This window comes from Chryseobacterium sp. UYP7 (assembly GCF_056279225.1).
This window is the reverse complement of sequence record NZ_JBWBQW010000007.1, coordinates 73,906-98,200: the sequence shown is the minus strand read 5'-3', so window position 1 is coordinate 98,200 and position 24,295 is coordinate 73,906. Positions and strand designations below refer to the sequence as shown.

The 24,295-nt window shown below is 36.2% G+C and carries 23 protein-coding genes; 11 read left to right on the top strand and 12 right to left on the bottom strand.

All coding sequences use genetic code 11. The annotated features are described in order from the left end of the window. The first annotated feature begins 1 nt into the window (after position 1). Positions 2-763 (top strand): COG4705 family protein, encoded by a 762-nt coding sequence (locus ACZ9HT_RS13915; protein ID WP_476041096.1) that lies wholly within the window; start codon positions 2-4, stop codon positions 761-763. Between the two features lie 6 nt (positions 764-769). Here the strand turns inward: ACZ9HT_RS13915 and ACZ9HT_RS13910 are convergent, their stop codons facing one another. The 5 genes from ACZ9HT_RS13910 to atpD all read right to left on the bottom strand — a co-directional run bounded on the left by ACZ9HT_RS13910 (position 770) and on the right by atpD (position 7,043). Beyond that, complete coding sequence (locus tag ACZ9HT_RS13910; RefSeq protein ID WP_476041095.1) at positions 770-3,418, bottom strand: MGH1-like glycoside hydrolase domain-containing protein; 2,649 nt, start codon at positions 3,416-3,418, stop codon at positions 770-772. Between the two features lie 45 nt (positions 3,419-3,463). Beyond that, the gene (locus ACZ9HT_RS13905; protein ID WP_476041094.1) at positions 3,464-3,955 is read right to left on the bottom strand and encodes a transposase; all 492 of its coding nucleotides are present in this window, start codon (positions 3,953-3,955) and stop codon (positions 3,464-3,466) included. Between the two features lie 67 nt (positions 3,956-4,022). Continuing rightward, positions 4,023-4,832 carry a glucose 1-dehydrogenase gene (locus ACZ9HT_RS13900; RefSeq protein WP_476041093.1) on the bottom strand — a complete coding sequence of 270 codons (810 nt, stop codon included), beginning with the start codon at positions 4,830-4,832 and terminating at the stop codon, positions 4,023-4,025. A 327-nt stretch (positions 4,833-5,159) separates the two neighbouring features. Beyond that, the gene (locus ACZ9HT_RS13895) at positions 5,160-5,441 is read right to left on the bottom strand and encodes a FoF1 ATP synthase subunit delta/epsilon (protein ID WP_476041092.1); all 282 of its coding nucleotides are present in this window, start codon (positions 5,439-5,441) and stop codon (positions 5,160-5,162) included. Between the two features lie 93 nt (positions 5,442-5,534). Beyond that, positions 5,535-7,043, bottom strand: a complete 1,509-nt coding sequence (gene atpD / locus ACZ9HT_RS13890) for a F0F1 ATP synthase subunit beta (protein ID WP_476041091.1) — start codon at positions 7,041-7,043, stop codon at positions 5,535-5,537. A 101-nt stretch (positions 7,044-7,144) separates the two neighbouring features. Here atpD and ACZ9HT_RS13885 point away from each other — a divergent pair, with 101 nt between their 5' ends. Continuing rightward, the gene (locus tag ACZ9HT_RS13885) at positions 7,145-8,065 is read left to right on the top strand and encodes a bifunctional riboflavin kinase/FAD synthetase (protein WP_476041090.1); all 921 of its coding nucleotides are present in this window, start codon (positions 7,145-7,147) and stop codon (positions 8,063-8,065) included. On the opposite strand, the gene ACZ9HT_RS13880 is transcribed toward ACZ9HT_RS13885, so the two are convergent. Continuing rightward, positions 8,062-8,415: an MmcQ/YjbR family DNA-binding protein gene (locus ACZ9HT_RS13880; RefSeq protein ID WP_476041200.1), complete on the bottom strand. Its 354-nt coding sequence runs from the start codon at positions 8,413-8,415 to the stop codon at positions 8,062-8,064. The genes ACZ9HT_RS13885 and ACZ9HT_RS13880 overlap by 4 nt on opposite strands. A gap of 90 nt (positions 8,416-8,505) precedes the next feature. Between ACZ9HT_RS13880 and ACZ9HT_RS13875 the strand changes: the two genes are divergently transcribed. Then, positions 8,506-9,162 carry an NAD(P)H-binding protein gene (locus ACZ9HT_RS13875; RefSeq protein ID WP_476041089.1) on the top strand — a complete coding sequence of 219 codons (657 nt, stop codon included), beginning with the start codon at positions 8,506-8,508 and terminating at the stop codon, positions 9,160-9,162. A gap of 144 nt (positions 9,163-9,306) precedes the next feature. Here ACZ9HT_RS13875 and frr read toward each other — a convergent pair whose 3' ends face one another. Both frr and pyrH read right to left on the bottom strand, forming a co-directional pair. Beyond that, positions 9,307-9,861, bottom strand: a complete 555-nt coding sequence (gene frr / locus ACZ9HT_RS13870) for a ribosome recycling factor (protein ID WP_476041088.1) — start codon at positions 9,859-9,861, stop codon at positions 9,307-9,309. A 60-nt stretch (positions 9,862-9,921) separates the two neighbouring features. Then, positions 9,922-10,629 carry a UMP kinase gene (pyrH, locus tag ACZ9HT_RS13865; RefSeq protein WP_476041087.1) on the bottom strand — a complete coding sequence of 236 codons (708 nt, stop codon included), beginning with the start codon at positions 10,627-10,629 and terminating at the stop codon, positions 9,922-9,924. Between the two features lie 135 nt (positions 10,630-10,764). On the opposite strand from pyrH, the gene porQ reads away from it, so the two are divergent. The 5 genes from porQ to ACZ9HT_RS13840 all read left to right on the top strand — a co-directional run bounded on the left by porQ (position 10,765) and on the right by ACZ9HT_RS13840 (position 14,078). Continuing rightward, positions 10,765-11,763, top strand: a complete 999-nt coding sequence (gene porQ, locus ACZ9HT_RS13860) for a type IX secretion system protein PorQ (protein ID WP_476041086.1) — start codon at positions 10,765-10,767, stop codon at positions 11,761-11,763. A gap of 262 nt (positions 11,764-12,025) precedes the next feature. Beyond that, positions 12,026-12,700, top strand: coding sequence for a (d)CMP kinase (cmk, locus tag ACZ9HT_RS13855; RefSeq protein WP_476041085.1), 675 nt, complete (start codon positions 12,026-12,028; stop codon positions 12,698-12,700). Between the two features lie 102 nt (positions 12,701-12,802). Then, a complete protein-coding gene (locus tag ACZ9HT_RS13850) occupies positions 12,803-13,186 on the top strand; it encodes a YtxH domain-containing protein (protein ID WP_476041084.1) in 384 nt (127 codons plus the stop codon). A gap of 81 nt (positions 13,187-13,267) precedes the next feature. Continuing rightward, entirely contained in the window at positions 13,268-13,576 is a 309-nt protein-coding gene (locus ACZ9HT_RS13845; RefSeq protein WP_476041083.1) for a phage holin family protein, read from the top strand. A 4-nt stretch (positions 13,577-13,580) separates the two neighbouring features. Beyond that, positions 13,581-14,078 carry a phosphoribosyl-ATP pyrophosphatase gene (locus tag ACZ9HT_RS13840; RefSeq protein ID WP_476041082.1) on the top strand — a complete coding sequence of 166 codons (498 nt, stop codon included), beginning with the start codon at positions 13,581-13,583 and terminating at the stop codon, positions 14,076-14,078. A 34-nt stretch (positions 14,079-14,112) separates the two neighbouring features. Here the strand turns inward: ACZ9HT_RS13840 and ACZ9HT_RS13835 are convergent, their stop codons facing one another. Then, complete coding sequence (locus ACZ9HT_RS13835) at positions 14,113-14,841, bottom strand: TrmH family RNA methyltransferase (protein WP_476041081.1); 729 nt, start codon at positions 14,839-14,841, stop codon at positions 14,113-14,115. Between ACZ9HT_RS13835 and tamL the strand changes: the two genes are divergently transcribed. The 3 genes from tamL to ACZ9HT_RS13820 all read left to right on the top strand — a co-directional run bounded on the left by tamL (position 14,827) and on the right by ACZ9HT_RS13820 (position 19,687). After that, entirely contained in the window at positions 14,827-17,394 is a 2,568-nt protein-coding gene (gene tamL / locus ACZ9HT_RS13830) for a translocation and assembly module lipoprotein TamL (RefSeq protein WP_476041080.1), read from the top strand. The genes ACZ9HT_RS13835 and tamL overlap by 15 nt on opposite strands. Before the next feature lie 68 nt (positions 17,395-17,462). Further along, the gene (locus ACZ9HT_RS13825; RefSeq protein WP_476041079.1) at positions 17,463-17,612 is read left to right on the top strand and encodes a hypothetical protein; all 150 of its coding nucleotides are present in this window, start codon (positions 17,463-17,465) and stop codon (positions 17,610-17,612) included. Between the two features lie 2 nt (positions 17,613-17,614). Continuing rightward, positions 17,615-19,687: a M20/M25/M40 family metallo-hydrolase gene (locus tag ACZ9HT_RS13820; protein ID WP_476041078.1), complete on the top strand. Its 2,073-nt coding sequence runs from the start codon at positions 17,615-17,617 to the stop codon at positions 19,685-19,687. Between the two features lie 139 nt (positions 19,688-19,826). On the opposite strand, the gene ACZ9HT_RS13815 is transcribed toward ACZ9HT_RS13820, so the two are convergent. From ACZ9HT_RS13815 to ACZ9HT_RS13805, 3 genes are all read right to left on the bottom strand, one after another. Beyond that, positions 19,827-20,951, bottom strand: coding sequence for a prolyl oligopeptidase family serine peptidase (locus ACZ9HT_RS13815; RefSeq protein WP_476041077.1), 1,125 nt, complete (start codon positions 20,949-20,951; stop codon positions 19,827-19,829). Between the two features lie 242 nt (positions 20,952-21,193). Next, a complete protein-coding gene (locus tag ACZ9HT_RS13810; protein WP_476041076.1) occupies positions 21,194-23,806 on the bottom strand; it encodes a DNA gyrase/topoisomerase IV subunit A in 2,613 nt (870 codons plus the stop codon). Continuing rightward, positions 23,806-24,294: a hypothetical protein gene (locus ACZ9HT_RS13805; protein ID WP_476041075.1), complete on the bottom strand. Its 489-nt coding sequence runs from the start codon at positions 24,292-24,294 to the stop codon at positions 23,806-23,808. The genes ACZ9HT_RS13810 and ACZ9HT_RS13805 overlap by 1 nt, the downstream gene beginning before the upstream one ends. Between the last annotated feature and the right edge of the window lies 1 nt (position 24,295).

The following is a 24,295-nucleotide window of genomic DNA, read 5'->3' as shown; positions in this document are numbered from 1 at the left end:
CATGAAAACCGAAGAATTTACTTTTAATAAAGTTGCCAGCATTACTCTTCTTTTTTGGTTCATGAAAATTGTAGCGACCACGTTAGGCGAAACCTTGGGAGATTTTATTGCACAAACTCTAGATCTGGGTTACTTACTTGGAATCGGAATTACGGCTTTATTTTTTATCACTGTTCTAGTAATTCAGTTGAATGCAAAAAAATATACACCGATTTTTTACTGGCTTGTCATCATTGGAACCACAACTTTAGGAACGGAAATTTCAGATTTTATCGACCGTAGCCTTCATCTAGGATATGTTTGGGGAAGTTTAATATTGGTTTCTCTTCTTTTTGGAACGCTGTATCTGTGGTATAAAAAATTCAAAAACCTAGAAGTTTATCCCATTTTTGAACGGTCAAAAGAACTTTACTTCTGGATAGCGGTATTATTTTCTAACAGTTTAGGAACGGCTTTCGGAGATTTTCTGAATGATAATTTAGGATTAAGTTATCTGATAGGTGCCATGATCACTGGATTTATTATCGTTATTGTTGTTGCGCTGCACTATTTTACCAAGATTAATCATATCGTTTTATTTTGGATCGCCTTTATTTTTACACGTCCATTTGGAGCAACATTTGGGGATTTTTTAACCAAACCGCTGGCGAAAGGCGGTCTGGATCTGGGAACCTTAAACGCGTCCTTAATTTCCATCACGATTATGGCGGTGCTCATTTTTGTTTCTCATCAACAACTGAAAAAGGAAGAAAGTCTGAACTAAGAAGATCTAGTTTGGAGTTTCTGTTTCATCTTTAGCCATTTCGATTCTGCTTAGTCGAGGTTGCAGAATTTTTGAAATTAATCCTGTCCAACCCGTTTGGTGAGAAGCGCCAACTCCTCGCCCATTGTCGCCGTGAAAATATTCGTAAAATAAAATGTAATCTTTAAAGTTTTCATCTTCCTGAAATCTTGGATATTGTCCATTGAAAGCGCGTTTACCATTTTCATCTTTCAGAAATATTTTAGAAAGACGGCTTCCTAATTCTTCTGCGATCTCATCTAAATTATCAAAGTTTCCACTTCCACTCGGACATTCTACTTTAAAATCCGGACTGTAATAAAAAAAGAAACGTTGCAGACTTTCGATGATCAAGAAATTAATCGGAAACCAGATCGGACCACGCCAATTGCTGTTCCCTCCAAACATTCCACTATCGCTTTCTGCAGGCGTATATTTAATTACATAATCGCATCCGTTTAATTTCATTTCGAAGGGATTTTCATCATAAATTTTAGAAAGTGACCGAATGCCATATTCACTGAAAAACTCCTTTTCATCTAACATTCTGGCTAACAATCGTTTCAAACGATGACCCCGGAGCAAACTCAATAAGTGTTTAGAATCCTGTCCTTTCACTTCCCAATGAGAAACCAAAGAGGCCAGTTCAGGTTTGTTTTTCATGATCCAATCCATTCGTGCTTTAAATAAAGGAAGTTTTTGCAGCATCTCATCCTCGATCACTTCCACCGCAAACATCGGAATCAGACCAACAATGGTTCTGAGTCTTAAAAACATTCTTTCGCCTGTACTTGTTGATATGGCATCGTAGAAAAACTCATCCTGTTCGTCCCATAGAGAGAAATCATTTTCGCCCATATTGTCTAATGCACTGGCGATATAAAGAAAATGCTCAAAGAATTTCGTGGCCATTTCTTCATAAATATGATTGTACTGCGCCAATTCTATAGAGATCCGCATCATATTTAAAGCAAACATGGCCATCCAACTTGTTCCGTCTGCTTGTTCCAGTTGCTGTCCGTTCGGCAAAGTGTCGCTTCGGTCAAAGATTCCAACATTATCAAGGCCTAAAAATCCGCCTTCGAAAATATTATTACCGTTGCTATCTTTTTTGTTGACCCACCATGTAAAATTCATTAATAATTTTTGAAAAACAGTTTCCAGAAATTCCAGATCCGGTTTACCTTTTAAGGTCTCATCAATTTTAAAGATGCGGAAAAGTGCCCAGGCGTGAACGGGTGGATTAACATCGGAAAAATTCCATTCATACGCCGGAAGTTGTCCGTTTGGATGCATGTACCAATCCATAGTAAAAAGTTTGATCTGCTGTTTCGCAAAATCTGGGTCGATCAAAGAAAAACTCAGGGTGTGAAAAGCGAGGTCCCAAGTCGCATACCAGGGATATTCCCATTTGTCGGGCATAGAAATAATATCGAAATTATTCAAATGTTTCCAGTCATAATTTCTGATCTTTTTCCGGGATTCGGGTGGTTTTATTTCTGCAGGATCACCTTCCAACCATTTATCAACATTATAATGATAAAACATTTTATTCCATAACATTCCCGCGAATGCCTGGCGTTGAACGTCTTTTTCATCTTCACTTTTAATGCCTTTTTGAATATCGGCATAAAATTCATCTGCCTCCTTTTTTCTATTGGTAAATAATTCCTCAAAATCTTCAAAAGGTTGTGCTAAATCCTGATCACTAAGCCGAAATTCAAAGATTTGAGTGCTTTCTGCAGGAATCATTTCATCTAAAAGAAATGCTGCCTTTGTTCCGACATTTTCTTTATTAATAGATTCAGTGTTTCCGTTCCTCACAAAATCGTTGATGCCATCTTTTGTGAAAGGCGTAATATTTGGCGAGTGATACAACTTTACGTCGTTGGTTTCATTATCGCAGAACAGGGTTTTTAAAGATTTTTTTGCATATAAATTTTTAATATTAAGTTCTTTCCTGTCAATTTGAATGTGGTCTGCTTTGCTGGAACTTAAATTGGGTTTGTAATCGTCGTAACCCCAATTCCAGGTATTTCTAAACCAAATTGTAGGCAAGAGAACCAAAGGCGCTTCCTTTTTTGATTTATTTGTAACGGTGATCTTGACCAATATATCGCTCGGTGAAGTTTTCGCATATTCAATAAAAACATCGAAATATTCGTTGTCATCGAAAATGCCGGTATCAATTAATTCATACTCTGCTTCCTGTCTGTTTCTGGCTGCATTTTTCTGAATTAAATCATCGTAAGGAAATTCATTCTGAGGATATTTATAAAGCATTTTCATGTAGGAATGCGTCGGAGTATTATCTAAATAGTAGAAATACTCTTTTACATCTTCGCCGTGATTTCCCTGTCCGTTGGTTAAGCCAAAAAACCGTTCTTTCACCATTTTATCTTTCTTATTCCAGAGACCAAGAGAAAAAACCATGAGCTGTTTATCATCACAAATTCCGCAGATCCCTTCTTCACCCCATCGGTAAGTTCTTGCTTCTGCAGTGTCGTGACTGGTATAATTCCAGGCGTCGCCGTTTGCGCTGTAATCTTCTCGAACTAAACCCCATTCCCGATTGCTCACATAAGGTCCCCATTTTTTCCAGGCTAGATCTGGAATTCTGTTTTTTTCTGCGCTCATAATTTTGTATTCTGTCGGAAGGTGCCTTTGGCACGTTCTACAATATTAATCTTTTTTCCAATTTTCGATGTTGTTTTGAATATATTTTCGAACATTATTATATTCATTAGAATTTCTAATTACCCTATCATGAAATCTAGACTGCCATTCGAAATCGGTGAAGTTATTTTTTCTGCACCATTTTGTAATCGTTCCTTTTAAATGATTGGTAAAAGAGGAGATCGATTTTTTAATGAGAGGTTGTAACCCTTTTGCGAACTGATATTCTCTTTCTTCTCCGTGATTAATAACTGCGAGAAAATGTAAATGATCCGGCATTATGATATATTCGATAATTTTAAGATGATTAACTTTTTGATTTACGACCTTAAAATTTTCTTCTACAAATAAACCAATTTCTGTCGGAATAAATTCTCCATTCCTAATTTCTCCGAAAAAATGTCTTCTATTTTTTGTAACCACCGTAATGAAATAGGAATTATTCGAGGAATAATCAAATTCTGGCAAACGATATTGTTTCTCAAATTTGAACGACATTTTCTGGATTTTTAATTATTTAAATAGAAAATGAACGCGCTGGAAGCGCATTCCTACGGGGGGAATTTTAACCGCCCGTTGAAAAACTTTCAAACGTCGTCATTCCGCCATCGATAAAAATACTTGCTCCTGTAATATAATCGGACATGTCGCTGGCGAGAAAAACGGCGAGATTACCGATATCTGCCGGTTGACCAATTCTGTTGTAAGGTATTAATGTCAACAAAGATTTTAGAGAATCTTCGGTGCTCCACGCATCTTTGTTGATGGGAGTTTGAATGGCGCCCGGACAAATTGAATTTACGCGAATTTTTTCGGAGCCATATTCCTGCGCCAAAGTCTGCATCAACATTCGGATCGCTCCTTTACTGGAAGCATAATTGGCATGTTTAGACCACGGAATAATCTCGTGTACGGAAGAAATATGAATGATTTTCCCACAAGCAACTGATTTTGAAGGTTCAATTCCACGGCGTAAAAATTCCTTGATCGCCTCGCGGGCACAGAGAAATTGTCCCGTAAGATTTACGCCAATCACGGCGTTCCACTGATCCAAAGTCATTTCTGTAAATATTGAGTCTTTTTGAATTCCAGCGTTGTTAACCAAAATATCGACGGTTCCCAACTGTGCAACTACATCCTGAAACATCTTGATCACTTCGTCTTCTTTAGAAACATCGCATTGGTAAACTATTCCTTTTCCACCACCGTCTGTAATTTCTTTTAGAACAGCATTCGCCTGATCCAGCGCGCCGGGAAACGGATAATTTATAACAACCGTAGCTCCTGATTCTGACATTGATTTTGCGATTCCGGCTCCGATTCCGCTCGAAGATCCTGTGATAACGGCGACCTGATTTTTTAAAGAAACTTCCATTCTGAAATTTTTGATGTTTTTGAAATTTGATGTTGTGGTGAACTTCAGATTATTCTAAGCTCTGAGATCTTAACAACTACTATCAAATTTAGGGAAATCAAAAGTTTTAACATAAACGTTTTAGTTAAAAAAAATATAATATCCAGTGATGTCGAAATTTTTTGCTTTAATGTTTGCAGTTAAATATTTTTTTGGTGGCGATAAAATTTTTAAAAATTAGTTTTCATCCTGTGTATATTAGAAAGATTAATGAATAGAATTATCGTCCGGAAAATAAAAATCCCGTCTATAAAAATAGACGGGATTTTATAAAAATTCACAGGATCATTACTCAGCTAGAATAATTCCTTTATTATTGTTGAATTCGATTACACCACTCTTCACTGTAAATGAAAAAACGCTTTCTTTCTCGTTTTCTTTCGTGAAATGCTTCTCGAAGTTTTCATCGATCTGGTTTGTAAAAACTCTTACTTTACCACCAACTAATGAAGCTACAATTGCAGCGTGATCTTTCATGATATGGAAGTCGCCATTCTTTCCGGGAAGTAACACAGAGCTCACTTCTCCTTCAAAAACTACAAATTCCGGGGTTAAAATCTTTATATTCATTTCTTTATAGATAATGGATAATAGAGGAAAAGATAATAGATTTGACTTTTTAAAAGGTCTCTTTGTCTATCATCTAACCGTCTATCGTCTTATTTATGCGTTTTCCGCTAACAATTTTTCACCTGCTTCAATCGCCTGTTCAATCGTTCCTTTCAAGTTGAAAGCAGATTCTGGTAGGTGATCCAATTCACCATCAATGATCATGTTAAATCCTTTGATGGTATCTTTAATATCAACTAAAACTCCTTTCAAACCTGTAAACTGTTCTGCAACGTGGAAAGGTTGAGATAAGAAACGCTGTACTTTACGAGCTCTGTAAACAGATAATTTATCTTCTTCTGAAAGTTCTTCCATCCCAAGAATCGCGATGATATCCTGTAATGCTTTATATTTTTGAAGAATTTCTTTTACTCTTTGAGCACAATCATAATGAGCATCTCCTAAGATTTCTGGCGTTAAGATTCTTGACGTTGAAGCCAATGGATCTACTGCCGGATAAATTCCTAAAGAAGCAATTTTTCTATCCAATACTGTTGTTGCATCTAAGTGAGCAAAGGTTGTAGCTGGAGCTGGATCCGTTAAATCATCTGCAGGAACGTAAATCGCCTGAACTGAAGTAATTGAACCATTTTTTGTAGAAGTAATTCTCTCCTGCATCGCACCCATTTCTGAAGCCAAAGTTGGCTGGTAACCTACTGCAGATGGCATTCTTCCTAATAGTGCAGATACCTCAGAACCTGCCTGTGTGAAACGGAAGATATTATCAACGAAGAACAAGATATCTCTACCTTGACCTGATCCGTCACCATCTCTAAAACTTTCTGCAATTGTTAAACCAGACAAAGCAACACGTGCTCTTGCTCCTGGTGGCTCATTCATTTGTCCGAAAACGAAAGTAGCTTTAGACTCTTTCATTACTTCCAAATCAATTTTAGATAAATCCCAGCCTCCATTTTCCATAGAGTGCATAAATTCATCACCGTATTTAATAATGCCTGATTCCAGCATCTCTCTCAAAAGATCGTTTCCTTCTCTGGTTCTTTCACCTACACCGGCAAAAACAGAAAGTCCACCGTGACCTTTTGCAATATTATTAATTAATTCCTGGATCAATACTGTTTTACCAACACCTGCACCACCGAACAAACCAATTTTTCCCCCTTTAGAATAAGGTTCTACTAAATCGATTACTTTAATTCCTGTAAAAAGAACTTCGGCTGATGTGGTTAACTGATCAAATTTAGGTGCTTCTCTGTGAATCGGTAAACCGTTTTCTTTCGAAACTTGCTGAATTCCATCAATCGCGTCACCTACAACATTAAACAAACGTCCGTAAACTTCGTCACCAACGGGCATTGTAATTTGTTTCCCTTGAGAAATTACTTCCTGCCCTCTTTGTAGACCGTCTGTAGCATCCATTGCGATACATCTTACAGAATCTTCGCCGATATGCTGTTCAACTTCGAGTATTACTTTATTGCCGTCTTGTTTTGTAATTTCCAATGCATCATAGATGTTCGGAAGTTCTGCCGCATCTGCAAAATGTACATCGATTACAGGACCGATAATTTGCGAAATTTTTCCTTTAATTTGGTTTGCCATTGCTAATTTTTTCGTGTGTGCAAATATAATGAAAGTTCCCTAATCTGCAATTGGTTCAAAAGAAGATTTTTATCATATTTGCAGGAGCAAAATTTCTTCTTTTGAAAATCATCAAAAATTTCTCAGATTACCACGACAAAACTCCTTTGGCACTTTCTATTGGAATGTTTGATGGGGTTCATCTTGGTCACCAATCTATTATCAATCAACTAAATAGCGTTGCAAAAGAAAAGAATCTGGAATCTGCCATTCTCACTTTCTGGCCCCATCCAAGAACAATCTTCAGTCCAAATGATGACCTTCAATTATTGAATACGATTGAAGAAAAAACCTATTTTTTGCAAAAACATAGCGTTAAACATTTATTTTTAAAGGAATTTGATGCCCCTTTTCGCAACCTTACAGGTGAAGAATTTGTAAAACAGATTCTTGTTAGCAAATTAAACGTGAAACATTTGATCATCGGACACGATCATACTTTCGGAAAAGATAAAAGCGGCGACTTTCAATTATTAGAAAAAATGGCGCCCGAATTTGGTTTTGAAGTTGAGCAGGTTGAAGCCGTTGATTTTCATGACAAGCATATCAGTTCTACCCAGATTAGAAATGCACTGTCGGGCGGGAATGTAAAAGAAGCGGATGAAATGTTAGGTTACGTTTATTCGGTTTCCGGAACGGTTATCCATGGAAAAAAGATCGGAAGAACGATTGGTTATCCAACGGCTAATATTGAAGTTAACTCCTTGAAACTTTTACCAAAAAAAGGAGCTTACATTGTTGATGTTTTTGTAAAAAATCAGCATCTGAAAGGAATGTTGAGCATCGGAACAAATCCTACAGTTTCCGGCGATAAACTTTCTGTTGAAGTTTATATTTTAGATTTTGATGAGGATATTTATGATCAAGAAATTTCTGTAAACTTTCGGGAATTTTTGCACGATGAGATCAAATTCGAAAGTCTGGAAAAATTGATTGAAAGATTGAATGAGGATAAAATCCTTACAGAAAACTTTAATTTCTAAGAATTCAAAACTTCTTCCCGCAATTTTTTTGGTAAAGAATTTAGTACTAATTCGTAAGACTGATCGATCATTTTTAAAATTAAATCTTTTTTTAAACCTTCGCAAAGAACAGAATTCCAGTGCGTTTTATTCATATGATACGCCCCTGTAATTTGATAGTGTTTTTCCCGAAGTTCTGCACTCCACTCCGGATCTGTTTTAACCGCGATGCTTAAGGGTTGTTTTTCCAAGGGCATCAATAAAAACATTTTTCCACCCACTTTCAAGACCAAGGTATCAGGATTGAAAGGGAATGTTTCTTTAACTCCTTTCTTAGCGAGACAGTGATCTAAGATTTCGTTGGCATCCATATTAAATCTTTCATTCTCCGACAAATTTAGTAATTTTATGCAGTAAAAGTAATTGCCCATTGCTAATTACTTATTACTAATCGAAAAATTATGAAAGCACTTGTCATTGGCGCAACTGGCGCAACGGGAAAAGATTTGGTCAATCAATTATTAAATGATCCGGATTATAAAGAAGTTGATGTTTTCGTAAGAAAGCCTTTAAATATTGATAATCCAAAATTAAAAAATCATATTGTAGATTTTGAAAAACCTCAGGAATGGAAAAATTTAGTGAGTGGCGACGTGGCTTTTTCCTGTCTTGGCACCACTTTGAAAAGTGCCGGAAGTAAAGAGGCTCAGCGAAGAGTGGATTACGATTATCAATATAATTTCGCAAAAACAGCAAAGGAAAATAAGGTTGAAGATTATATTCTTGTCTCCTCTTATGGCGCCGATCCGAAATCCAAAATTTTCTATTCTAAAATGAAAGGCGATCTGGAGCAAAGCGTTAAAGATTTGCATTTTAATAAAATCACTATTTTTCAACCCGGAATGCTAGAACGAAAAGACACCGAAAGAACAGGCGAAGTTTTGGGCGGAAAGATTATTAAATTTGCTAATAAACTAGGAATATTCGAAAGTCAGAAACCATTACCAACAGAAATTTTAGCCAAGGCGATGATCAATTCTTCCAAAATAAAATCGAATGGATATTCGAAAATAAAACTGGGCAGTATTTTCAGTTTTGCGGAAAAAGGAAAGCTGTGACAATATAGTATTGAACTGATTTCTAAGCACAAAGGCACAAAAGTTTTTTTTAAGTTTTAGACCTATTTTTCTATTATAAAGTTCACAAAAATTAAAAGCCGTTTCAAAAAATTGAACGGCTTTAAAATATGTCAATTTATGAAATTAAACTTTCATAATTTCTGCTTCCTTCGTTTTCAAATGATCATCACACTGTTTGGTATATTGATCGGTTATAAGCTGAATATTGGCTTCCTGATCTTTAATTAGATCTTCGGAAACACCTTCAAGTTTACGCAAATCTTTAATTCCTTCCTGTCTTGCATTTCTGATGGTAATTTTGGTACTATCCGATTCAACCTTGGCGTTTCTCGCTAATTCACGACGTCTTTCTTCGGTTAATGGCGGAACATTCAAAATAATATTTTCGCCGTTATTCATCGGTGCGAATCCTAGATTTGAATTAATGATGGCTTTTTCAATCGCTCCGATCGCAGTTTTATCCCACGGTTGAATGGAAATCGTCATCGCATCCGGAACCATTACGTTTGCAACCTGACTCAAAGGAGTTGGCGACCCGTAATATTCAACCATTACGTCTTGAACCATTGTTGTAGAAGCACGTCCCGCTCTAATTTTTTGAAAAGCGTGATCCAAATGTTTAATGGCAGCATCCATTTCCTGCTTTACCATATCTGTGATCATTTCTAAATCTTCCATAAATTTTTTATTTCTAGTTAAGGTTTACCTCCTTTTTTATCTAATTTCTAAATCTGAGTCTTAAATATTTACTAAAGTACCAATATTTTCACCTTCAACGATCTTCAGCAGATTGCCTTCTTTATTCATATCGAACACAATAATAGGCAATTTATTTTCATGGCTTAAAGTAAATGCGGTCATGTCCATCACTTTTAAACCTTTCTCAAAAACCTCGTCGAAAGTTAAAGAATTATATTTTACGGCGTCTGCATTTTTTTCTGGATCAGAATCGTATATTCCATCGACTCTGGTCCCTTTTAAAATGACATCGGCACCAATTTCTATGGCTCTTAACGTTGCAGCAGTATCGGTGGTGAAATAAGGATTTCCAGTTCCGGCGCCAAAAATTACGACTCTACCTTTTTCTAAATGTCGCGTTGCTTTTCTTTTAATGAAAGGTTCTGCCACTTTATCCATTTCAATTGCAGACTGAAGTCTGGTATGAATTCCGGCATCTTCCAAAGCTCCCTGCAAGGCCATTCCATTGATCACCGTTGCTAACATTCCCATGTAATCGCCCTGAACTCTATCCATTCCTTTAGCAGCTCCTGCCAAACCGCGAAAGATATTTCCACCGCCAATTACAATGGCAACTTCGCAACCGAAATCTACCACTTTTCTAATTTCGGCAGCATATTCTTTTAACCGGTCATTATCGATTCCGTAAGATCGGTTTCCCATTAAAGCTTCGCCGCTCAGTTTAAGTAGAATTCGTTTGTACTTCATTTTTTTATTTTATTGCCATTTTTCGAAGTGCAAATATAAGGAAACACAAATAATTTCGTTAATAGATTTATATTTACAGAGAAATATTTTCGAAAATTATTTAAAAGAATTATTTTTGCCCTCACAATTAGCCATTTGAAAAAAACAACCCTCCCCTTTTTTCTGTTTTTAGCTACCCTCTTGTCTGCGCAAGAAGGAACCAATGTTTACACCTTTCTTAATATTCCCGTTTCTGCGAGACAAGCTGCTTTAGGTGCCGATGCTGTATCAATCAGAGATTACGATGTAAGTTTTGCAGGGGTAAATCCGGGATTAATGAATCTGGAGCAGGATCAAATGATCTCTTTAAATTACGTCTCATATTTAGCCGACTCTAAGTATGGAACCATTAGTGTGGTGAAAGATTTAGGAGAAGCCCATTTAATTGGTTTCAACGTGAGATACATGGAATATGGAAGGATGCCAAGGACAGATGAAAGCGCAAACATCGACGGGGAATTTGGTGCAATGGATGCTTCTGTTGGAATGGGTTATGCCTATCAGTTTGATGAGAACTGGACTGTTGGTGGAAGCGCCAATTTCATCACTTCAAAAATAGACTCTTACACCTCAATGGCCGTAGTTGGAAGCGCGGGTGTTACCTATCATAAAGAAAAGACGAATGAAACTTTGGCTCTGGTTTTTCGAAATTTTGGCTACCAGTTCAAATCGTTTAATGGCGTGCGGGAAAATGTGGCGTTTCGGGTAGATCTTGGTTACACAAAGATTCTGGACGAATTTCCGGTTGCTTTAACGGTTACCGCACACGATCTGCAAAAATTAAATATTTCTCAGGATTTCGATAATAATGGTCAGGAAATTGGTTGGTCCAGAAAAGTTGCAGATCACCTTTCTTTTGGTGCAGAACTTTTCCCACAGCAAGCCTTCAATATCCGTTTTGGATATAATGTAAAACGCGGTAATGAACTAGCAGTTCTTGATCAACGAAGTTTTTCGGGACTTTCTGCCGGTTTTGGAATTAAGATCTCTTCTTTCCGCTTCGATTATTCCCATGTGAGATATCACAACTCTTCAAATGTTAATATGTTTGGACTTACTTTAGATTTGATTGAAGTAAGCGGGAATCGACGTTAAAAAATTTTAGCGAATTTCTCATCTATACAATAAGATATAAATATCTTTCAATTATTTAAGAGGATTTTCCAACTTTCTATCTTTTCTTAAAAACATCCATTTAAAATTGGGTATTAAAAAAGAGGTCAATAAAACTTTAGGAGACATTCTTTAGGTGTTTTGAAGGCAAATGAATAATAGAAGATTAGTGAACTGAATGTAAAAATCTATCTCAAATTTTAATTTATTTGTTTCCTCCAAAAAAAATCATGAAATTCGCTTTATGAGAAAACCCGTAATCGCTCTCGACGGCTATTCATCCACCGGAAAAAGTTCAATTTCTAAAATAATTGCGCAAAAACTCAGCATTGTTCATATGGATACTGGTGCACTCTATCGTGGAATTACTTATTTTGCTATTACAAATTGTATGGATGAAAAGAGCGAAATTAATTTGCAGAAACTATTCGGCAGATTACATACCATTCAGCTCGAATTTAAACCCATCGATCAGGAACTCGTTATTTTCCTCAATGGTAAAGATATTTCAAAAGAGATAAGAAGTAATGAAGTAGCAGCGCAGGTAAGTTTAATCTCCTGTCAAAAGGAAGTTCGAGACTTCTTGTTACAAACTCAAAGGGAAATCGCTAAAAATGGTGGTGTTATTTTAGACGGTCGCGATATTGGAACCGTTGTTTTACCAAATGCAGATTATAAATTTTTTCTCACAGCAAGTGTGGAAGAGCGCACACGTAGAAGATTTAAGGAATTGCAATCTTTGGGAATTGATACTACCGAAGAAGAAGTGCGCCATAATTTGACCACACGTGACAAAATAGACAGTGAAAGAGAAGTTGCGCCACTTCGAAAAGCCGAAGATGCTATTTTGATCGATAACACCAATTTGTCGAAAATAGAAACTATTGCGCTGATTTTATCTTATATAAGTCACATTTAACATATTTTAAGATTCCTATAAATTTGATTGGTATATTAATTGTAACTTTATAGGAGATGTAAATCATCAATCATTATTATTAACTATTAAAAATAACTAAAAATGGCTAAAAAAGGAAATAACGCAGCAGCAGTCTTAGCAGGACTATTGGCAGGTGCAGCAGCAGGTGTAGTATTAGGAATGCTTTACGCTCCGGAAGAAGGTAAAGAAACAAGAAAAAAAATCAAAGACAAAGCTTGCGATCTTAAAGATCAGGCAGTTGATGAATATGGTAAAGTTTCTGAAAAAGCGAAAGAGCAGTATCAGGATGTTTCTAGTAAAGTAAAAGACCAATACGGTAACATTTCTTCTCAAGTTAAAGAAACTGCTGACAAAGTTGTTTCTTCCGTAAAAGAAGGATATGACAGATATAAAGATCAGGCAATCAGCAAAACAGCTGGAGTTGTACAGGATGTTGAAAACGAGTTAGACGGTTTGAAATCATAATTGAAAATTCCGTTTATCAATAAAATAAAAGGAACTTAAATCATAAGTTCCTTTTTTTGTAACTTTAAAAAAATTAATGAAATGTTGGATCTTATCAAAGAGTACGCAGGCAAAAGAATGGATTTACTTAAACTGGAAGCTACCGAAAAGTCGGTATCGCTTTTGGGAACAGTGGTCTATATTATCCTGGCCGTATTTTCTGTTTTGTTTTTTTTACTTCTTTTTCTCTTCGGTATAGGTTTCCTGATAGGACATTATATTCATAATTACGGCTTTGGATTACTCATTGTTGCAGGATTATTTCTTCTGGTCCTAATTCTGGTTTTAATGATGAGAAAAAAAATAAAAGTAAAAGTTGCGAATAAAATTCTTGAATCTTTAGACGATTAATATTATGGCATACAAATTCCAAAGCCTGGAAGAACTTAAAAGAAAAAAGGCTTTATTAAAAAAAGATATTTCAGATATGGAAGACCTTTTGACTTTCGATAATACAAAAGAAAGTCTAAGTGCTTTAACTCATGGGTTTACCGATAAATTTCTGACAGAAGAATTGCAGCCAGATGGTGAGATGAAAGTTTCCCTAAAAACGCAGGAAATTATTCAGGAAGTTTCTAACTCCGTGAAAGACTCTGTGCTTAATAAATCAGCAGTTTTAGGATTCGCGAAAAGCGATGCCGGTGTAAATATTCTTGAGAATACGCTTAAAATTGGCGCCGTAACCTTCATTGGTAATTATGCACGAAAAAGTATCCTCAACTCGAGTTGGAAGAAAAAAATAATTGGTCTGGCGCTGATTTATTTAGCTCCAATCGCTTTGAGATTCATCCGCCAAAAATTGGAGAATTATCAGAAGAACAGAACAACTTCCAGTATGGAACAATTGATATAAGCAAAACCGTCTCTTTAAATTGAGACGGTTTTTTTTATTTATTATTGAAAATTTGTCCCAAAATAATTCCGGCTGCCATGGAAACATTTAAACTTTCTGTGGCTTTTGATTTTCCAAAACGCGGAATGGTGATTTTGTCATTTAATAAATTTTCAATTTCTGGCCGAATCCCATTTCCTTCATTTCCCAAAACGAGATTGAATTTCTCCGGAAAGGGAAATTTATAAAAATTTGCTCCGTCCATATCTGTTCCAATCAATGGAATTTCTGAATCATTCAGGAAAACTTCTAAATTCTGATACACAATATTTACCCGCGTAAACGAACCCATACTTGCCTGAATGACTTTCGGATTGTAATAATCGACCGTATCTGCGCTACAGATGATCTGAGAAATTCCGAACCAGTCTGCAAGCCGAATCAGGGTGCCCAGATTCCCGGGATCCTGAATTCCATCTAAAATTAATTGAATTCCCTCATTTCCGCGAATTTTTTCCTCTTTTAATTCACAAACTGCAACAGAATCTTTTGGATGTTGCAGAAAACTGATTTTCTTTAGTTCGTTCGCCGAGATTTCTGTTACAGTTGTACGTTCAATGGGCAGAGCAATTGGATTTATAGAAAAAATTTCTGTGATTTTATAGTCAGAAAATGGTATTTCTTTGATCGTTTTATTGCCTTCAACCAAAAACAAATTGTATTTTTGTCTGAACTTCTTCTGGTCTAAAGACTGTAAAATTTTTATTTTATGAGCCGTAAGCATTTTTCAAAATATTCTCAAAAGTATTACTTATTTTTTTCATCTGCAATTACTGTACTTTTTCTGTATGCCTGCAGCACGACTAAAAAGGTTCCGGAGGGAGAATTTCTTTTAACAAAAAACACTTTCAAATTTGAAGATGGTAAAGTTCACGAAGACGAAGTTTCGAGTTATGTAAGTCAAAAGCCCAATAAAAAGCAACTTTTCATTTTGCCGGTTGGTCTTTGGTTTTATAATGCTACCAAGCCGAAATACGACTCCATTCTTAATGAGTACATGACGTATCCTTCTGATATGAGGGATCAAAAACTTCGTGATTCTCTTTTTATTAAATATGATCATCCCGAATATTCCGGTAAAAGTTTATTTTTCGAAAGATTCATTCATAATATTGGTCAGCCTCCAGTGATCCTGGATCAGGGGAAAACAGAAACAAGTGCCAACTCTATTCGGAAATTTATGGTTTTTCGGGGATATTGGGATACTGATGTTAAATTTAACCAGGATTTGGATTCTGCAGGAAAGAAAGCTCAGGTCAATTATTTAATTACGCATAAAGATCCCACGAACATCAGCGATTACTATTATAATATCCCCGATCCTTCCATAAAAGGAATTTACGAAGAAGATCTTAGTAAGAGTTTGGTTAAAGGCCGCGAAATTCTCGACCAGAGCGTTTTGGAAGATGAAGTAAAAAGGATTAATGGCCTAATGAAAGATCGCGGATATTATAAGTTCAACAGTTCCAACGAAGAAATTTATTTCACCGCAGATACCTTGCAAAGCAGAAAGCAAGTTCCACTGACCATGGATATTCATAAAGATTCTGCAGATTCACCGTACCGCATTACAACCATAGGCGACATAAAAGTTCACCTCTTAGAAAAGCTTGCAGACACGGCGAACACAAAGAGAGATTCACTCTTTGGAATTAATTTTTATAAGTTAGATAATCAGTTTAAGGTCATGTCTTTATGGAGACCCATTATTTTGAAAAAAGGAGTCGTTTACGATCAAAAAAATCTGGATCTTACCAAACGGAATATTTCATCAATGAATAATTTCAGCATTATTAAATATGATGAAAATCTCCGAAAAGGAAACGACAGTATTTTAGATGTAAGTTATTACCTGGCGCCATTGCCTAAATATGATTTAAAAATTTCTACAGATATAAATTACTCTCAAATTTTGAATTTCGGTATTTCGCCTTCCGTTGATCTGACGACACGAAATATTTTTGGCGGGGCAGAAAATTTAAGTACGAGTGTTTCCGGTGTTTTTGGTTCTGTTGTTAATACAAAAGATATTAATAAAAGAAGCTTAGCCTATGAGATCTCGGCACAGGCTTCCTTAAATTTTCCGCGTCTATTGTTGCCTTTTAAAACCTGGAAATTAATCCCGAAAAGATATTCGCCAAATTCATCAATTATTTTGGGAACTTCAGTTCAGGATAATATTGGTCTGGGAAGAATAAATTTTAACGGAAGTTTAAATTATTTCGCAAATGTAAACGATATCGTTTCGCACCGACTTTCACTTTTCAACACGCAACTGAGTTTAACCAGAAACAAAGAAAGATATTACGATTTTTTTCCGAATGATGGTGATGTTCGGAATGCAGTTTTTCAGACGTACTCGCCAAATCTATATCAGGATTTTATCGACAATAAGATCAGTTCCGATGATTTGTCCGCTTTAATTGTTAATGACGCCAACTTTATAGGGTCTCTATCTGGTGATCAGCTTGGCTTGTACAATACGTTTCTACAAACGTTGGTCAATAAGGATCGGCAGACGCAAGACGTTCTGATCTCATCAATGATTTACAATTTTGTTTATAATGAGATCGGTAAAAAAGACCGTCCGAATCCTTTTTATTTAAATGCTAAAGTAGAAACTGCCGGAAACGTTTTTAGTATTTTCAACAGTAAAGAAACTGCAGATGGAGTTGTTTCCGGAACCTCGAAAACTATTTTTAATATTCCTTATTCCCAGTTCGTAAAATTCGATTTTGATGTACGAAAATATTTCAGTTTATTCAGTAACAAACACACGCTGGCTTTGCGACAGTTTATTGGAGTCGGGATTCCTTACGGGAACTCTACCACAATGCCATTCGTGCGGTCTTATTTTAATGGAGGATCCAATGATATTAGAGCCTGGCGCGTTTTTGGAGGTTTAGGTCCTGCAGATTCTCAACTCGATGAAAAAGTGCGGTCTTATATTATGGATAATTTTAAACTCACGACCAATATTGAATACAGAATGCCATTCACGCCAATGTTTGAAGGTGCCGCGTTTGTAGATGCCGGAAATATCTGGAGTTTAAAAGACAATGGTTTGGGCGATGAATTTAAATTCAATAAATTCTTGTCCCAAATGGGAGTTGGAACCGGTGTTGGTTTAAGAATAAATGTGGCCTACATTACTTTGCGTTTAGATGCTGCTTACAAAGTTTATGATCCTAACAAACCAACAGGTGAAAGATGGGTCATCAATAAATGGCAACCTTTAAAACCGGTACTGAACTTTGCATTTGGATATCCTTTCTAAAATTAAATCGCAGACTTTCTGCGATTTTTTATTTGCTTATCTTTACTAGAATCAAAAAATATTTACCGATGATTTGGTCAAAATCTATTCTGAAAATTGCTTTTCTAACAATTTCACCTTTTATTTTTTCACAGGAAGTCAATCTCAAAAATATTCAAAAGCTCACTTTCGGTGGTGATAATGCGGAAGCTTATTTTTCGCCGGACAGCAAGAATTGACCATGCAGGTAAGCAATCCTTTAATTGGTGCGCACTGCGATCAGATTTATCTTTTAGACCTCAATAAAAAAAATATTGGAACCAAAGATCTGCAACGGATCTCAAATGGCAAAGGCAGAACAACGTGTTCCTTTTTCATGCCCGACGGCAAACATATTCTCTACGCCTCCACTTTTGAATCCAGTAAGGAATGTCCTGCAAAACCAAAACCTAGAACCGATGGAAAATATTTATGGCCGGTTTACGCAGAGTTTGATATTTACATCGCGGATCTCAACGGAAAGATTACAAAGAAGTTAACCGATTCTCCCGGCTACGATGCAGAAGCCGTTGTTTCTCCAGATGGAAAATATATTGTTTTTACCTCTTCGAGAAGTGGCGATCTGGAACTGTGGCGAATGGATATTGATGGGAAGGATTTAAAACAGCTCACTTCCGGATTAGGATATGATGGTGGCGCATTTTTCTCCCACGACTCTAAGAAATTAGTTTTTAGATCTTCCCGTCCTAAAAGTCCGGAAGCCATTAAAGATTACAAAGAACTACTCGCAGAAAATCTGGTCGCACCAACCGATATGGAGATTTACACCATGAATATTGATGGTTCTGACCTAAAACAAATTACGCAATTGGGTAAAGCCAACTGGTCGCCCTACTTTCACCCTTCCGATAAAAGTATTGTATTTTCGTCCAATCATCATTCCACGAGAGGTTATGATTTTCAGATCTATTCTATTGATCTTGATGGAAAAAATCTTCATCAAATTACGTATGAAAGTGAATTCAACGCTTTTCCCATGTTTTCGCCCGATGGAAAAAAATTCGTTTTCGCCAGCAACCGACAAGCTAAAAAGCCCCACGAAACAAATGTATTCATAGCAAATTGGGTCGAAAGTGATCCTGAAGAACTGGTCTCTGAAAACAATCTACTCAAGAATTTAACGTACTTAGCTTCTGACGAATTAAAAGGCAGGTTGGCAGGAAGTGAAGGCGAAAAGAAAGCCTCAGAATTTATTTCAGAAGAATTTAAAAATTTGAAATTGAAAACATTAGATGGAAAAAATTACACCCAGAATTTTTCTTATGATGTGAAACTCAATCCTCATGAAGACAATTCTTCTGTACAAGTAAATGCAAGAAACGTGATTGGTTTTTTAGATAATAAAGCGCCGAAAACCATTGTAATTGGAGCGCATTACGATCATCTGGGTTTGAACGAACACCACAACTCTACTTTGATGAATTCTGAGGGGCAAATTCATAATGGCGCCGATGATAATGCTTCCGGAGTTTCTGCCGTTCTTGAACTGGCGAGGATATTTTCTCAAAATAAATCAAAAGAAAAAACCAACTACATTTTCGCGTTATTTTCGGGGGAGGAAGATGGTTTAATGGGTTCGAAAGTTTTTGCTGAAAACATCAAAACAAAATATCCAACTGTTGTGGCAATGATCAATCTGGATATGGTTGGAAGACTCGATAAAGACAAAGATCTTACCGTTGGCGGCGTTGGAACCTCTCCTATTTTCGGAGAAATCATTAAAAAGTATAAGCCCGCGGGATTTAATCTGGCAGTCGACAGTTCCGGAATTGGACCCTCTGATCACACCAGTTTTTATCTCAAAGATATTCCAGTTTTGTTTTTATTTACAGGAACTCACAGTGATTATCACAAACCGACCGATGACACCGATAAAATTAATTTCACCGGTTTAAAAAATATTACGAGTTTCGTTTTTAATCTTGCCACTGGTTTAGCAGCTGAACGAGATATTCCTTTCACCAAAACGAAGATCTCTGCCAGCAAAGCGGTTCCGAAATATAAAGTTACGCTTGGAATTATGCCGAGTTACGCCGATACAAAAGATGGACTTCATATTGATGGCGTTACAGAAAACCGCCCGGCTTTTAATGCTGGAATTGAGTCTGGAGATATTCTGCTCAGAATTGGAAAGTGCGTGGTGAAAGAAGTTTACAGTTATATGGATTGTCTGGCGAAAATTAATTCGGGAGATGAACTTCCAGTTTCTATTTTACGCGCAGATAAGGAAATGACGATGAAGGTTAAGTTTTAAAAAATTATTTGTTGTTATTGAAAATCTTGTCAAGGTTCAGAATCTTGACAAGGTTGATTTTTATAACTGCACGAAAAGTTTCCTCTAATTATCAGAACTATTACGCTCTAAGTCTATATACTTAGAGCAGCTTACTTTTTTATTTTACTAATTCATTTATAAATTTTTCAAGAATTTGAGTTCCGCCTTCTTGGTATATGAAGCCGTGATCACCGGTTTCTACCGATTCGAAATGCCAGTTTTTTGACTTGTTGTTTTTGTAAATTTCCTCGACCTCTGTAAAATTGAAAACCTGGTCGTCTTTTGCGTGAATTTCATAAAAAGGTTTGTCAAATTTAAAATCAATTTGGCCAATTTCTAATTTTGGATTTGCTGCGATCGCATAAAATCCTGAAAATACACTTGGCCGCTGAGAAGCAAACCAGAATGTTGCAGTCCCGCCATTTGACATTCCACCTAAATATATCTTTTTCTTGTCTACGTTATAGGTATTATGCACTTGTTTTACCATGTTGTAAATATTTTCAAACGCTTTTTTCTGATTAACCCATCCAAAATCTTTTTTCCCGAAAGGATAAATGATAATAGAATTCAATTTTTCACCAACATTAAAAATAGGCTCCTGGATCAATTCTGGTTGATCAAAATTGAATTTTTCTGTATTTTTTACTCCACCATGTAGGTATATTATAGTTTTTGTCGGTTTTAGAACATCATAATTTTTTGGGACGTAAACTAAATAGGGAACATTAATACTATCTACCTTAGAATAATAGAGCGCAAATCCTGAGTTTGCAATATTATATTTAGATTTTTTTGGTGCGATTGCATTATCACTGATTTTTAAAACCCATTCTTTAGATCTTGCTTCATTCAATCTTTTTTTCTCAGTAAAACTTTGCTCCATTTTATCTAAAAGGGAAGACCACTGCTCAGTTTTTTGTAAACTGATAAAATTTGGCTCCTTCTTTAAATAATCAATTTCTCCCTCTGATAATCCTAATCCTCTTTTTTGAGATTCTACGAGCCAGTTTAAAGCACTTGCATCATTACCGCAGTTTGCAGCAGATACCGCTCCGTAAAAATAATCGTATTTGCCTGCTTCACTACCTTCATTTAAAACGACTTTGAAGATTTCAAATGCTTTACAATATTCTTTACTTTTAATATATTGTTCAGCATCAGATATTTGTTGTTCAAGAGATTGGGCAAAAAATAGGTTGGCTAGAATGAATGTAAAAATTACTGTCAGAAGCTTTTTCATATTGATTTTTTTTAAAATGGTAGATGGCTTACTTGTAAATCCTGTTCCATAAGTCCCGAAGAAAATCTTGTGTGGAAAGGTCTTAGCAGTCTTAGATTTATTAAGTATACTAATATATAATTTTTTCTTATAATGTCATTCAAAGAAGTCGTTCGAAACATTCCTTGATTCTTCAATTATTCGCAAAAAAAAGACGCCTGTTAAAAGCGTCTTTAATCTTAATAATAAATCTGAGCGGTGATTTACTCTTCCGGAAATTCAAACAAATCTCCAATCGTTCCTTCTTCCGGAAAATCCTCATCCTTCACATCTACATCAATAAAGCTGATGTGTCCTTCTGTCGTTTCTACCACATCGAAACCTTCATTGATCTCTTCAGTAGACTCCGGAATCGTAACATTCAGTGTCTTAACCTTACTCTTCGTTAATTGATTACCGATGGCTTTAATTCCTTTTATCCCTATAAATTCATCAATAATGATCGTTTCAGGATCTTTCTGCTTATCCTTATCTTTCACAAAAATAATCTCGATCGTAGAATTGTCATTAACAATCACATTTTCGATAAAACTTTTAGGATGTTCAGACGGCATAAACACCTGAACATTTGTCGTATTTTCTAATAAAAACCGTTTGATAAAATAGATTTGTTTTTCGCCATCAAAATAAATGGCAGTGATCGCCTGTTCGGGTTTCCACTTTTCTAAAACTAAATATTCATCATCAAAGCGATTCATTAGATCGAACGTGATCAATTTTGCTTCACCTTGAGAATTTATCGTTAAAATTTTATCATCTCCTTTAAAACTTCCGAGCAAAGTTCCTCTCGTATCGGCATTTAAGCGGCGAACGGTATCATCAAACCAAATTTTTCTGGGCGCCAAAGTAGAATGCCCTTCTTCCCGAAGATCTACTTTTTTCACCGTATATTTTGTAACCAGATTTCCTTTAGAATCCCGACCTTTAATGGCCAGTTCCGAGAAGTCGATCTCAATTTTATTTTTACGAACGCGTGCATTGGATTTTAGTAAAACGGTTACAGATTCCGCTTCACCATTTGGATTTGCCGAGAAATAGAGCATTTCTGAGCCTTTTTGATCAGAAGCTAATTTGTAATCTGTATTTCGCGTAACGCCGGTTACAGAAAAACGCTTCATGTAATAAGGTCCGTCTCTTCCTTCCCGATAAATAGAGTTATAAACCGTGCGTTTGTCGTTCTTCTTCCAGATGGCAACGTGAACAATATTTTTTCCGATGAATGTTTTGGCTTCTACTTTTACCACTTTCATCGTACCGTCTTTCTGAAAAGTAATAATATCATCAATATCTGAACAGTCGAAAAGAAATTGGTCTTTCTTTAAAGACGTTCCAATAAAACCTTCCTCGAAATTTGCATAGAATTTTTCATTCGTCAATGCTACTTTTGTTGCATCAATCGTATCGAAGATCCGAAGTTCTGTTTTCCGTTCTTTTCCTTTGCCATATTTTTTCTGAATGTTGATGTAGTAATCGATTGCGTAAGGAATAAGGTGAAGCAAATGATGCTTTACCTGCTCTATTTTTCCTTCCAGCGTTATAATATTTTCTTTGAATTTATCCAGATCAAAACGCGAAATTCTTTTGATACGGATTTCCGTTAATCTCAAAATATCTTCTTCCGTTACCGCTCGCAATAAATGTTTGGTGTGCGGTTTTAAACCTTCAGCGATCGTCGTAATTACATCTTCCCAGGATTTGACTTCTTCAATATCATGGTAAATTCTGTTCTCGATAAATATTCTTTCCAAAGAAGCAAAATGCCAGTTTTCCTGTAATTCGTGAAGTTCGATCTCCAGTTCTTTTTTGAGCAAAGAAACCGTATGATCGGTGTTTCTCCGTAAGATCTCTGAAACGTTTAAAAACTCCGGTTTGTTGCCTACAATCACACAGGCATTTGGAGAAATGGGAATTTCACAATCCGTGAAAGCATATAAAGCATCAATAGTTTTATCCGGCGAAACATCATTGTTGAGATGAATATTGATCTCGACTTTATCTGAAGTATTGTCTTCAATTTTCTTGATCTTGATCTTGCCTTTTTCATTGGCGCGGATAATTGAATCAATAAGATCTCCCGTATTTTTTCCGAACGGAAGCTCATTAATGCAAAGCGTATTTTTATCTTTATGAACGATTCTGGCTCTTGCACGAATTCTTCCGCCTCGTTCACCATCATTATAGTTGGAAACATCGAGCATTCCACCCGTTAGAAAGTCCGGAAAAAGTTCGAATTTCTTTCCTTTTAAATGAGCCACCGATGCGTTGATGAGTTCATTAAAATTATGAGGCATGATCTTCGTCGAAAGTCCAACGCCAATTCCTTCAACGCCCGATGCCAAAAGCAGCGGAAATTTTACGGGCAGATCGATCGGTTCGTTATTTCGGCCATCGTACGACTTGGACCACTCTGTCGTTTTCGGGTTAAAAACAACTTCTAGAGCAAAAGGTGTCAATCGCGCTTCAATATATCTTGCGGCTGCGGCGGAATCTCCGGTGTAAATATTTCCCCAGTTTCCCTGCGCATCGATCAGCAATTCTTTCTGTCCAATTTGAACCATCGCGTCTGTAATCGATGCATCGCCGTGTGGGTGATATTTCATTGTATTTCCTACAATGTTGGCGACTTTGTTGTAACGCCCATCTTCCAGTTCGCGCATAGAATGCATGATTCTTCGCTGAACGGGTTTAAATCCATCAAAAATTGAAGGAATCGCGCGGTCTAAAATTACGTAAGAAGCATAATCCAAAAACCAGTCTTTATATAAACCGGAAACTTTTTTTAGTGATTCTTCGTGGTGATTTTCTTGTTCTTCCATCAACTGTTATTCTCTCTCTTTAATTCTTTATTTTTTTTGATGACTTTGCTTAAGGAAAATTTTAAATCGTTCAGTTCCTTTTTTGTCAGATAAGATACATCGTATCTCAGAACGATCGCGTGGCTTTTTTTGCTGGTAATCGTAATATATAATCTTTTTAGAATAATGGCATTCAGAATTTCATAGCTGACCAGTTTATATTTCGGAAATTCATCGCTTAAAGGTTTATCCAGGTATAGAAAAACATTCCTGTTCTTAAAATTTAATGCTTCACCGTCGCTGTCGTACTCAAAGATCTGTCTTCCTCTAAAATAAAAAATAAGCGCGAGAATTACCGGAATAATCAAAAATAAAATCGAGATCCATCCCAAATAATGAAATTTATATCGTTCTAAAAGAAAAGCCAGGATCCCACCTACAAAACTCATTAGAACCAAGGTGCTCATAAAGTGAAATAAACCTACTTTATTACGGTTATTTAATCTCATC